The 12,800-nt window shown below is 29.9% G+C and carries 7 protein-coding genes and 1 tRNA gene; 5 read left to right on the top strand and 3 right to left on the bottom strand.

All coding sequences use genetic code 11. The annotated features are described in order from the left end of the window. The 3 genes from ABJG40_RS08505 to ABJG40_RS08495 all read right to left on the bottom strand — a co-directional run bounded on the left by ABJG40_RS08505 (position 1) and on the right by ABJG40_RS08495 (position 6,810). Positions 1 to 1,851 carry a hypothetical protein gene (locus ABJG40_RS08505; protein ID WP_348024161.1) on the bottom strand — a complete coding sequence of 617 codons (1,851 nt, stop codon included), beginning with the start codon at positions 1,849 to 1,851 and terminating at the stop codon, positions 1 to 3. 20 nt (positions 1,852 to 1,871) lie between these two features. After that, positions 1,872 to 6,209 carry a DNA polymerase III subunit alpha gene (dnaE, locus tag ABJG40_RS08500; RefSeq protein WP_348024160.1) on the bottom strand — a complete coding sequence of 1,446 codons (4,338 nt, stop codon included), beginning with the start codon at positions 6,207 to 6,209 and terminating at the stop codon, positions 1,872 to 1,874. Positions 6,210 to 6,363: 154 nt separating this feature from the next. Next, positions 6,364 to 6,810, bottom strand: a complete 447-nt coding sequence (locus ABJG40_RS08495; RefSeq protein WP_348024159.1) for a PA2169 family four-helix-bundle protein — start codon at positions 6,808 to 6,810, stop codon at positions 6,364 to 6,366. Positions 6,811 to 7,203: 393 nt separating this feature from the next. Between ABJG40_RS08495 and ABJG40_RS08490 the strand changes: the two genes are divergently transcribed. The 5 genes from ABJG40_RS08490 (at position 7,204) to ABJG40_RS08470 (ending at position 12,349) form a co-directional block, all read left to right on the top strand. Continuing rightward, positions 7,204 to 7,953, top strand: a complete 750-nt coding sequence (locus ABJG40_RS08490) for an outer membrane lipoprotein-sorting protein (RefSeq protein WP_348024158.1) — start codon at positions 7,204 to 7,206, stop codon at positions 7,951 to 7,953. 64 nt (positions 7,954 to 8,017) lie between these two features. Further along, entirely contained in the window at positions 8,018 to 11,044 is a 3,027-nt protein-coding gene (locus ABJG40_RS08485) for a hypothetical protein (RefSeq protein ID WP_348024157.1), read from the top strand. Positions 11,045 to 11,181: 137 nt separating this feature from the next. After that, complete coding sequence (locus ABJG40_RS08480) at positions 11,182 to 11,718, top strand: 30S ribosomal protein S16 (protein WP_348024156.1); 537 nt, start codon at positions 11,182 to 11,184, stop codon at positions 11,716 to 11,718. A gap of 21 nt (positions 11,719 to 11,739) precedes the next feature. Further along, complete coding sequence (gene rimM, locus ABJG40_RS08475; RefSeq protein ID WP_348024155.1) at positions 11,740 to 12,264, top strand: ribosome maturation factor RimM; 525 nt, start codon at positions 11,740 to 11,742, stop codon at positions 12,262 to 12,264. After that, positions 12,263 to 12,349, top strand: a tRNA-Ser gene (locus ABJG40_RS08470). The genes rimM and ABJG40_RS08470 overlap by 2 nt, the downstream gene beginning before the upstream one ends. The last annotated feature ends 451 nt before the right edge of the window (positions 12,350 to 12,800 follow it).

The raw sequence follows: 12,800 nt of genomic DNA, 5'->3' as shown, positions 1-12,800 counted from the left end.
TTAAAAATAATCTTTTAAGTAAAAACCCCTTATAGAAATAAGTGTATTGTTAAAATAAAAGTAGTCTTGCCCGTTTATTAGTGAATTATAAAGGTTAATTGATTTTTTTTCTTGTGTAAATTCATCAATAATGTGGAGCTCTGTGTCAGAGCCATAAGTTTTAGTATAAACTAAAAACTTGTTTTGGTCTTGTAAATAATTAAAATACCTTGGGTTTAAATCATCAAAAATAGAAAGTTCTGTTACTGCGTTAGATTGCGTATTAAATTTGCTTAATTTACTATTATAAGTATTAAAATAAATTGAATTGTTTTGAGGATTTTCTTGAAAACTAATAATATTTGAATTTGTAGGGTTTTGATAAACTTGTGTTAGCACTTCATTTTCTTTTTTGTAAATTTTATCATTTAAACTAAAAAAACCTCCATCTAAAGAAATACCAAAATATTCTATTTTTGTTTCTGATAGGAGCATTTTTTTAGAAATTACATCGTATATTTTTATAGTACTGTATGATTGTGTATTGTCTATAACTATTGTGTTTTCTCTATATCTAACTAAGCTTCCATATTCTCTATCTGCATAATCAGAAATATGATGTTCAGATAAAATTGATAAAGAAATACCATCTAAAACAATAGATTTAGAATTTAAATCTAAGATTAAGTTTTCGTCTTTATCTACAGTGAAATCTCCAAAATAGTTTGTTGTGGTTGTTACTGTTGTAGTATTAATAATCTCAAAAGTATCTGGATTAAATTCAATAATTTTTACAGGATTATTACCAGGGTAATATTGTTTTGTTTCAATTAATAAAGCATAAATTTTATTTGACAGAGGTAAGTAAACAAATTTTTTGTAAGAATAATATTCTGGAATTTCAAATTTTTGACCTCTTTGTATTTTATTATAAAGGTTTTTAGAAGAATATCCGTTTTTTGAGTTAAAATTTAAGGAGTAATCTACTTCTATACCAAAATTAATAGAAGTAGTCAATAATTTTTCACCTCCATTAGTATCAAGAGTTGAATAAAAATGTGAGTTATCTAAAAAGAATTCTATACTACCTATATTGTTATATAAAGCATGTTTTGACCAAGTTATTTTTGTGTTATTTTTGTCAATAAATTCAAATTGTAAATTAAAAGTATCTGGTATATTTATAGATTTTGTTTCACTATAAATATTATTATAATAATTTTCAATTAGAGTTTTATATTCAATATCTGTTCCAATTGTATTTGTATCTAAATAATACCCATTTGCAACATCTTGTTTAGATAACATTATGCTATTATAACTGCCATCACTTACTATAATTAAGTAGGGTGAAATAGAGTCTTCTATTTCATCTACTAACTCATAAGGGTTAAAATTAACTTTTATAGAACCATCTACATGTTCTACAGATTCAATTATTAAAGGGGTAGCATCTTTATTAACATTAAAACTAAACTCATCAGAAGCAATATAAAATTCACCACCTGATAATTCAGCTAAACTTCCAGTGTTAGAGCTAATAATTAATTCAATTTTTAAAGTATGATTTCCTTCTGATAAATTTGAAATATCTAAGAAAAAAGAATCTTTTTCGTTATAACTTTGTGTGATTAATTCATTATTAATATAAAAATTAATAACGTTTAATGGATTGTTTTCAGAACTAAAATTGTATTCTATATATTTTGGTTTTGTTAATGTTTCTCCATTAGAAAAATTAGGTAAAACAAAAGAAATAGAAGGGTCTATTATTTCTATTTCATTAAAAAAATCTTCAGAAAATTTATATTCACAAGTAGAAAAAAGAAGTAGTATAGAAAGTAATAGGGGTTTAATGTAAAGCTTTTTCATATTTTTTTTTCAAATGTAATTTAATTCAACTTAAAATCAATATCCTGACTTTTTAAAGTAGCTAACAATTCATTAGAAATATTAATTTTGGTATTTCTACTAGGTAAACTTACTTCAATTTTTTCTTTAGCATCCCAAACTGTAAAGTACAAGCTTTGTTTTCCAGGATTATTTTTTAAAATAGTTTCTAAATTTAAAATAGTTTCTACTTTTATTTCTTGTAATGGCATTTTTATGGTTATTTTTTTACATAACTCATCCATAATATCATGTAACAGCTTAAACTCAGTAAATTTTAGCCTAGGTTCACCAGTAACACCATCTTTATTTGTCCAACCAGGTTGAATAGTTGCTCTAACATATAAGAATGAATTGGGTACCAAAAAATGTTTCATTCTAAGGTAATCTTCACCAAAAATTCTAAATTCATTGCTGTCTCCATAATCTTCCATAGTAAACATTGCCCAACCTTTACCTGCTTTAGAAACTCTATGTTGTACATCTGTAACAATTGCAGCAAAAGTTAAATTTGCACCCACATATTTAGATAAATCATCTTTAAAATGTTTTAAAGATGCGTTGCAAAACATCATTTCATTTTTAAAATCATCTAATGGGTGTGCAGAAATATAAATTCCAATTACTTCTTTTTCTTGTGATAAAAGCTCCATAGTTCCCCAAGTTTCACATTCTGGAATATCTGGTTCTGGAAATTGAACGGTAGAAGCTTCTCCAAACATAGAAACTTGTGCAGAATTTTGGTTCTCTTGATGTTTACTTCCAAATTTCATGGCACGTTCTAAAAAGGTCAAACCTTTTTCATCTGTCGCAAAATATTGAGCTCTATGAGTGTCTGTAAAAGAATCAAAAGCACCTGCTTTTATCAAACTATCAAAAGATTTCTTGTTTGCTGCTCTTAAGTCTACACGTTTTGCTAAATCAAAAATAGATTTATAATTTCCGTTTTCTTCTCTTTCTTTAATAATGGCTCTTACAGCTCCAGCACCAACTCCTTTTACAGCTGCCATTCCAAAACGAACAGCACCTTCTTTATTTACTGAGAATTTTAAATACGATTCATTTAAATCAGGACCTAAAACTTCTAATCCCATTCGTTTGCATTCTTCCATAAAAAATGAAACAGATTTAATATCATTCATGTTATTAGAAAGTACAGAAGCCATATATTCTGCAGGATAATGGGCTTTTAAATAAGCAGTTTGGTATGCGATCCAAGCATAACAAGTAGAATGCGATTTGTTAAAAGCATAACTAGCAAATGCTTCCCAATCTTTCCAGATTTTTTCTAATTTTTCTTCATCATGACCATTTTTACCTGCTTGTTCTATAAATTTTGGTTTCATTTTATCTAAAACCGCAATTTGTTTTTTACCCATGGCTTTACGCAAAACATCGGCTTCACCTTTGGTGAAATCTGCTAATTTTTGCGATAAAAGCATTACTTGCTCTTGATAGACTGTAATTCCGTAGGTTTCTGCCAAATATTCTTCCATGGCAGGTAAATCGTACTCAATATCTTCTGTACCGTGTTTTCTGTTGATAAAACTAGGAATGTATTCCATTGGACCAGGTCTGTACAATGCATTCATTGCAATTAAATCTGCAAAAACAGTAGGCTTTAAAGAACGCATGTGTTTTTGCATCCCAGGAGATTCATATTGAAAAACACCTACAGTTTCTCCTCTTTGAAACAATTCGTAGGTTTTTTCATCTTCTAAAGAAAAATTTTCTGGATCTAATTCTACACCATGTTTTGCTTTTACAATTTTAACGGTGTCTTTAATTAAAGTCAGCGTTTTTAATCCTAAGAAATCCATTTTTAACAAACCTGCATTTTCTACTACAGAGTTGTCAAATTGGGTAACATACATGTCAGAATCTTTTGCCAAAGCAACAGGTACGTAATTGGTAATATCACCAGGAGTAATTATTACACCACAGGCATGAATACCTGTGTTTCTAACAGAACCTTCTAATATAGTTGCTTTATTAATCGTTTCTGAAACTAAATCTGTACCGAAAGACATGTTTTTTAATTCTTCTACAAGTTGTTTTTCTTCGGCACGTAAACCATCAACTTTACCTTTACTTTTTGGGTCGTCTCCAAAAATATTTTTTAACTTAATTCCCGGAATTAATTTTGCAATTCTATCGGCTTCAAACAGCGGCAAGTCTAAAACTCTGGCAGTATCTCTAATAGAAGATTTTGCTGCCATTGTTCCGTATGTAATAATTTGTGCAACTTGATTTGCGCCATATTTATCAATTACATAATCCATTACGCGACCACGACCTTCATCATCAAAATCAATATCGATATCTGGCATGGAAACACGTTCTGGATTTAAGAAACGCTCAAAAAGTAAATCGTATTTAATAGGATCAATATTTGTAATCCAAAGACAATAGGCAACTACAGAACCTGCAGCAGAACCACGACCAGGACCAACAGCAACATCCATTTTTCTTGCCTCGCGAATAAAATCCTCTACAATTAAGAAATAACCAGGGTATCCCGTTTTTTCAATAACTGATAATTCAAAGTCTAAACGTTCTTTAATGGATTCAGTTATTTCTCCATAACGAATTTTAGCACCTTCAAAAGTTAAGTGTTTTAAGAAATTATTTTCTCCACGCTTTCCTCCATCTTCTTCGTCTTTTACGTCTTTAAATTCATCAGGAATATCAAAAGCAGGTAATAAAACATCTCTTGCAAGCGTAAAAATTTCGATTTTATCTACAATTTCTTGTATGTTGATGATGGCTTCTGGCAAATCTGCAAACAAGGTTTTCATTTCATCCGAAGATTTGAAATAATATTCCTCATTTGGTAAACCATATCTGTAACCACGACCTTTACCTTTTGGTGTCGCTTGTTTTTCTCCATCTTTTACACACAATAAAATATCGTGTGCATTTGCGTCTTTTTTCTCTAAATAAAAAGTATTGTTAGTGGCAACAATTTTAATATCGTGCTTTTTAGAGAATTTTAATAAAGTTTCATTTACAATTTTTTCATCTTGTTGATTATGACGCATCAACTCAATATAAAAATCATCTTTAAATTGCTCTTTCCACCAAAGTAAAGCTTCTTCAGCTTGTTTTTCTCCGAGATTTAAAATTTTACTAGGAACTTCACCATATAAATTACCCGTTAAAACAATAACATCTTCTTTGTATTTTTTGATGATTTCTCTATCAATTCTTGGTACATAATAAAAACCATCTACAAAAGCAATGGAAGACATTTTAGCTAAATTATGATACCCTTTTTTGTTTTTTGCTAACAAAACAACTTGATATCCATTGTCTTTTTGAGATTTGTTTTTATGATCTTCACACACGTTAAACTCACAACCAATAATTGGTTTCATGGGAGTTTCGGCATTCTTATTATGATTTAAAACGGCATTTACAAAATGAAAAGAAGCCATCATATTTGCAGTGTCTGTCATGGCAACTGCTGGCATATTATCTTTAGCTGCAGCTTTTACAATATTGCCAATTTGCATGGTAGATTGTAAGACAGAAAACTGTGTGTGATTGTGTAAATGCGCAAACTGAACATTTTTTAATTCAGCTAAACCATCAGAAGTAGATTTTGTTTCTTCAACACCTTTTAACTTTTCTAGGCGTTTACGAATTTTGTTACTTTCTTGTTTTAGATTGATGTGTTTTAAACCAATTACCTGAATTGGTTTCGGATTCGCTTCTGAGAAATTTTTAAAATAATCTTCATCAACATCTAATTGTTCTTTGGTAAATTCTCTTAAACGAATTAACTCTAAAAAACATCTTGTTGTAGCTTCAACATCGGCAGTTGCATTATGCGCTTCACCAAAACCAACACCGAAAAGATGATTGTGTAATTCTGTTAAAGTTGGTAATTTAAATTTTCCACCACGACCTCCAGGAATTTGACACATGGTAGCCGTTTTTTCTGTACAAGTGTCTAAAAGTGGGAGCGTAGTTAAATTGTTTTCTACACCTAATCTATGGAATTCACATCCCATAATATTAATATCAAAACCAACATTTTGTCCAACAATAAATTTGGTTTTTTTTAAAGCTTCGTTAAAAAGTTGTAACCCTTTGTCTAAAGAAATTCCTTTTTCTTCTGCTAATTCAGTAGAAATTCCGTGAATTCTTTCTGCATCGTACGGAATGTTAAAATTATCTGGCTGTATAAGAAAATCGTTGTGTTCTAATACATTTCCCATTTCATCATGCAATTGCCATGCAATTTGAATACATCGAGGCCAGTTGTCTGTATCTGTAATTGGAGCATTCCAGCTTTTTGGTAAACCGGTAGTTTCTGTATCAAAAATTAAGTACATAAAAGAGACTTTTTGGGTAATAAATTTGGAAAGTTAAAAATACAAAAACATCAGAGGATTATATTGATAAAATGAGTAGAATTTTAAATAAAAAAAAGTCAACCCAATTAAGGGCTGACTTTAAATTAATTAACTGTATTTAAATTACAACTATTTATGATAATTCTTCTTCTACAATTAATGTATTAATAGCAGCTTGTATTTTTTGTTTTTGTTGTTCTAACATTTTTCTAGTTGATGGAGCAAAAGAATCTTCTTTTAAAATTTCCTCATATTCATCAAAACTTGCTTTTTCTCCTCTAATTGCTTCCTCTAAAATTGCTTCTTCGTTGTTAGAGCTAAACAAAGATTTTAAAGACATCCAATTTCTGTGCATTGTACCTTTAAAAGAACCATTATCTTCTGGTATTTGACCGTAAGATAAGATTTCTGTTCTTAAATCTTTTGCAAATTGACTTCTTTCTGAAGCTCTTCTTTTAAAGAAAATTTTTAATGTAGTACTATCTACATTTTCTGCGGAATTAAGATAACCTTTTTCTGCATCATAATTTTTTTCTAATAATTCGTTTAATTTGTTCGAAATTTTTTCTGTGTACTTCATGGTATCGTTTTCATTTTAAATTTCAATAGATTATTTTGAGATGCGTATTGTTTCACATCTATCTGATACCACAAAACTATAGTAGTTTAGTATTTTTGATTGATGCAAAAGATTTGAATTTTAGCTCATTTGCTATTTGAATCTAATTTCATGAGTTGCTTGCTTTTTAATTAAAAGCGGATGTTAATAGTTCAAGTGGTGAAACTTTCAGTATCTTTTATAAAAATTTAATTCCACCTTAAAATTGAGCAGATACTAAACTAAATTTAGTTTAAAAAAAAAGCGAGTAATGAAAGCCTGTTCTAACATTAGAAAAAAATTAATTTAAATAAACTGTAACATTTTTGTAAATTGGCATACATATAAAAGAATTATTACTTAAAATGTTTAAAAATGAAGAAAATATTATTAGTTACTGTTATGTTTTTTGGCTTTGTTACAAATGCTCAATCTGTAGATGAAATTTTATCTACTTATTATGAAAACATTGGAGGAGTAGAAAATTTAAAAAAGATTACTGGAGTTAAAATGACTGCAAGTGTTAACCAACAAGGAATGGAAATTCCATTAGAAATTTATCAATTATCTGATGGTAAACAGATGACTATTATTAATTTCCAAGGAAAAGAAATTAAGCAAGGTGTTTTTGATGGTGAAACTTTGTGGGGGCATAATTTTATGACAATGAAAGCAGAGAAAAGCGATGCAGAAGCAACTGAAAATATGAAATTGAATATGAATGATTTTCCAGATTCTTTTATAGATTACAAAAAGAAAGGCTATAAAGTAGAGTTTTTAGGAAAAGAAACAATTGATGGGGCAGAAACTTTTAAAATAAAGCTAACTAAAGAACCAGTTACTGTAGATGGTAAAAAAGAAGATGATGTTAGTTATTATTTCTTTGATACAGAGAATTATGTGCCAATAGCAATACAAACAGAAATAAAATCTGGTCAAGCAAAAGGAATGATATCTCAGGTTATAATGAGTGATTACCAGGAAGTTGATGGGTTGTATTTTCCTTTTTCTATGACTCAGGGCATAAAAGGACAACCAGGAGGACAACCAATCACTATTACTAAAATAGAGTTAAGCCCTAAGGTTGATGCAGCAGCATTTTTATTTCCTGAAGAAAAAAAATAATTATATTTTTCACTAAAACCTCAAATTTATTTAGAGGTTTTTTTAATCAATAAATCCAAACAGTATGAAAAAACAACTTTTATTAATAGCACTTGTACTATTTACTTTTCAAATGGAAGTAAGTGCTCAACAAAAAAATAATTTTAAAGGGAAACAATTATTTGGAGATTTAAGCGCAAGACATATTGGCCCTGCCTTAATGAGTGGAAGAATTAATGATTTAGAAAACCATCCAACAAATAATAGAATTATTTATGCAGGAACTGCAGGTGGAGGTGTATGGAAATCTAATGATGGAGGAGTAACTTTTAATTCGATTTTTGATGATTATTGTCAGTCTATTGGTGCTGTAGAAGTAGATCCTAACAATCCAGATAATGTTATTTATGTTGGTACTGGAGAAACTTGGACAAGAAACAGTATTTCTGTTGGAGATGGTATGTATAAATCTATAGATGGTGGATCTTCTTGGAATAGAATTGGTTTTGAAAAATCTGAACATATTGCAAATATTATTGTAAACCCTAAAAATTCAAAAGAAATTTATGTAGGAGTTTTAGGTGCTTTATGGGGTGATAGTGAAGAGAGAGGTGTATACAAGTCTGTTGATGCAGGTGCTACTTGGAATAAAATTTTATATACGAACCAAAAAACTGGTTGTGCAGATTTAACAATGGATCCAAATAACCCTAATATTTTGTATGCTTCTATGTGGGAATTTAGGAGAACAGGATGGTCTTTTGAATCTGGAGGAGAAAATAGTGCATTATATAAATCTGTTGATGGAGGGGCAACTTGGAATAAAATTCATAATGGTTTTCCTAAAGGAAAATTAGGAAGATTGGCAATTGCAGTAGCGCCTTCTAATTCTAATATTTTATATACAGTAATTGAAGCAGAAAAAAACGAAAGAAAAGGATTGTATAGAAGTGATGATGCAGGTAAAAATTGGAAACAATTAAATAACGATTTTGGTATAACAGTTCGACCTTTTTACTTTTCAAGAATTGTTGTAGATCCAAAAAACCCTGATGTTGTTGTAAAAGGAGGTTTAACAGGTTCGATTTCTAGAGATGGTGGAAAAACATTTAAAAATTTAGGAAATATGCATAGTGATATTCACGATATCACTTTTGATATTAATGATTCAGATAGAATGTATGCAGGTACAGATGGAGGTGTATATCGTTCTTTAAACGGAGGAACAACTATGGAGATAGTTGAAAACTTACCACTGTCACAGTTTTATCATATAAGTGTAGATGATGCAGAACCATATAATGTTTATGGAGGTTTACAAGATAATGGTTCTTGGTATGGACCTTCTTCTTCTCCTGGTGGAATCGAAGCTAGAGATTGGAATTCTATTGGAGCTGGTGATGGTTTTAGGGTTTTAAAACATCCTACCAAGAATATTATTTATTCGGAAATGCAAGGTGCAGAAAATGTTTGGAGATATGATGTAGATGCTAAAAGAGTAAAAACAATTCAGCCTTTGCCTCAAAAAGGATTTCCGAAATTACGTTTTAATTGGAATGCTCCTATGGCTATTAGTATACATCAACCTGATCGTTTTTATATGGGAAGTCAATTCTTACATAAATCTGAAGACATGGGAGATACTTGGCAAATTATTTCACCAGATTTAACAACAAATGATCCGTTAAAACAAGATCAAAGTAGTTCTGGAGGATTGTCTATGGATAATTCTGGTGCAGAAAATCACACAACTATTTTTACAATTGCAGAGTCAACGTTAGACCAAAATATAATTTGGGTGGGTACAGATGATGGAAATGTGCAAGTTACTCAAGATGGAGGAAAAACTTGGGTAAACACTTCTGTGAATATACCTGATTTACCAAAAAATACTTGGACATATCATATAGAAGCAAGTGTTTTTAATAAGGGAACAGCATATGCTGTTTTTGATGGTCATACAATGAATGATATGAAGCCTTACGCTTATAAAACTACAGATTTTGGTAAAACTTGGAAAAGTATAATTACTGATGATGTTGTTGGTTTCGTAAGAAATATTCAAGAAGATTATGTAAATCCAGATTTATTATTTTTAGGAACAGAGTTTGGTTTATACATTACCATGGATGGGGGGAAAAACTGGAATAAGTTTATGAATAACATGCCTTCGGTAGCTGTTCATTTTATTGATTTACAAAAGAAAACTAACGACTTAGTAATGGGTACTCATGGTAGAGGAATAATTATTATAGATGATATTTCACCATTAAGAGAAATAAATAAAGAGGTTTTAAAGAAAAAAGTTCACTTTTTTAAAACAAAACCTACAGTAATTTTTGAAGAAGGGAGTTTCTCTGGAGGTTTTGGAGCGGAAACTCAATTTGTTGGGGCAAATCCAAGTAGAGCAGCGCAAATTAAATATCATTTAAGTAAGCGTCATACTTTTGGTAAAATGACATTGGAGATACAGGATGAAAATGGAAAAACTATAAGTAAGTTAGGACCAGGAAAATCTAAAGGAATTAATATTGTAAATTGGAATTACAGATTAAAAAACCCTAAAGTAGCCAAAGGAAAAACATTTAGTTTTGGAGGATTTACATCTCCTTTAGCAGAAGCAGGAGCTTACAATGTTGTTTTAAAGAAAGGAAAAGATACATATACTCAAAAGATTAAACTTATTTATGATCCTAAATCTAAATTAACAAAAGAAAATAGAGTATTTAAGCATAAGACTACTATGAAAATGTATAACATGATAGAGGAATTAGCATATATGGTATATGAATTAGATGCTGTTTTACAAAAATCAAAAGAGTTTAAAAAGAGAAAAATTATAGAAAAGCTTACAAAACTTAAAAAAACATTGGTCATTACAACTGGAGATAATTATGTTGGTTCTGCTGAACCTCAGTTAAGAGAAAAAATGACTGATTTATATAGTAAAATTGCAACGAGTTATGATAAACCATCTAGTTCTGAATTAGAAAGTTTATCAATAATAAATGAACGTTTTACACAAGCTAAAAAAGACTATGCAAAAATTAAAAAGAAGGTTAGATTTTTAGACGAATTAAAATTAAAAACTTTTGAAGAGTTTAAAAAATAAAAAACGAGTATACTATATAATTTAAAGAATATTAGTGGTTTAAAATTAAAAAAAAGTTAGTACTTTTGCGCCCACTTACTACGAGATGGTAAGATTATTAATAATCAAGGTCGAGAACCTTAAAAAATTAACAAATTATGTCTGTAAAGATTAGATTACAAAGACACGGAAAAAAAGGTAAGCCTTTCTATTGGATAGTTGCTGCTGATGCTCGTGCAAAAAGAGATGGTAGATACTTAGAAAAAATAGGTACTTACAACCCAAATGTAAACCCTGCAATTATTGATTTAAACGTTGATAAAGCTGTAGAATGGTTACAAAATGGTGCACAACCAACTGATACTGCAAAAAACATTTTATCTTATAAAGGTGCAATGTTAAAGAATCATTTAGCTGGAGGTGTAAGAAAAGGAGCTTTAACACAAGAACAAGCAGATGCTAAATTTGCAGCTTGGTTAGAAGAAAAAGCAGCTAAAATTTCTGATAAAGAAGCTGGATTATCTAAAGCTCAATCTGAAGCAAAAGCAGCAGCTTTAGCAGCAGAAAAAGCAGTAAACGAAGCAAGAATTGAAGCAGCTAAACCAGTTGTGGAAGAAGTTGCTGAAGAAGCGTCTGAAGAAGTTGAAGCAGCAGCAGAAACTATTGATGAGGCAGCAGAAAAAGCAGCAGAGTAAATTATAAATTACTACGAACACATGCGTAAAGAAGATTGTTTTTATTTAGGCAGAATCGTAACTAAATATAGTTTTAAAGGTGAAGTTATTATCAAATTAGATACTGATGAACCTGAGTTGTACAAAAATATGGAATCAGTTTACGTCGAGTTTGGCGCAAATTTGGTTCCATTTTTTATTGATAAAAGTTCGCTTCATAAAGGAAATCAATTACGTGTTCAGTTTGAAGATGTATATTCTGAAGAAGAAGCAGATGCTATTTTAAAAAGTAATGTTTATCTACCAAATACAATGTTGCCTAAACTAACTGGTGATAAATTTTATTATCATGAAGTGATAGGTTTTACTGTTGTGGATGCTAATTTTGGAGAAGTTGGACAAATTGTTCATATTAATGATAAAGCTGCACAACCACTTTTTGAGATTGACAGAGATGGAACTGAAATTTTTATTCCTATGGTTGATGATTTCATTAAAAAAGTAGATAGAGAAAACAAAGTAATACAAGTTGAGGCTCCAGAAGGGTTGATAGCTTTGTATATTTAGAAAGGTGTCTGAGTGGTCGAAAGAGCTACCCTGGAAAGGTAGTATACTGGCAACGGTATCGAGGGTTCGAATCCCTTCCTTTCTGCAATATTAAAAATAAATAATTAGAAAACTTTCAATATAATATTGAAAGTTTTTTTGTTTTATAATACTCTTGTATAAATATAGGTTTTAATTTGTTTTTTTGATTTTCAGAGAGTTAACTTTGAGAGTGCGTTCAAAAATATTGGGATTATGATTGATTCTATAGCAAAGAATTTATGGGTATTAGTTACTATAATGCTTCCTGGAATGTTTACATATGGTATTTGGAGGCTTTTATTAATATTGAGTCCAAGTAATATAATAAATACAACGTGAGTTCGACTTAAGCAATAGCATTATTAGGTAACATCTTCGGGATTTTTATAGAAGGTTTTTTAGGTAAAAAAGAATATGCAATTAGCCCAGAGATCATATTTGTTATGAAATTATCAAAAGATCTATGTCTAGAGTGTTCAATTTGGCAAGTGTTTTTAAGGACATCATTTACAGAT

Origin of the sequence: Polaribacter sp. (assembly GCF_039939415.1) — a bacterium.
Taxonomy (GTDB): Bacteria; Bacteroidota; Bacteroidia; order Flavobacteriales; family Flavobacteriaceae; genus Polaribacter.
The sequence above is the reverse complement of the archived record's forward strand: the minus strand, read 5'-3'. Positions and strand labels throughout refer to the sequence as shown.

What these genes read in the sequence shown, in the direction of transcription:
- ABJG40_RS08505 (WP_348024161.1), bottom strand. Translation starts at nt 1,851, where the DNA reads ATGAAAAAGCTTTACATTAAACCCCTATTACTTTCTATACTACTTCTT.
- ABJG40_RS08485 (WP_348024157.1), top strand. Translation starts at nt 8,018, where the DNA reads ATGAAAAAACAACTTTTATTAATAGCACTTGTACTATTTACTTTTCAA.
- dnaE (WP_348024160.1), bottom strand. Translation starts at nt 6,209, where the DNA reads ATGTACTTAATTTTTGATACAGAAACTACCGGTTTACCAAAAAGCTGG.
- ABJG40_RS08490 (WP_348024158.1), top strand. Translation starts at nt 7,204, where the DNA reads ATGAAGAAAATATTATTAGTTACTGTTATGTTTTTTGGCTTTGTTACA.
- rimM (WP_348024155.1), top strand. Translation starts at nt 11,740, where the DNA reads ATGCGTAAAGAAGATTGTTTTTATTTAGGCAGAATCGTAACTAAATAT.
- ABJG40_RS08495 (WP_348024159.1), bottom strand. Translation starts at nt 6,810, where the DNA reads ATGAAGTACACAGAAAAAATTTCGAACAAATTAAACGAATTATTAGAA.
- ABJG40_RS08480 (WP_348024156.1), top strand. Translation starts at nt 11,182, where the DNA reads ATGTCTGTAAAGATTAGATTACAAAGACACGGAAAAAAAGGTAAGCCT.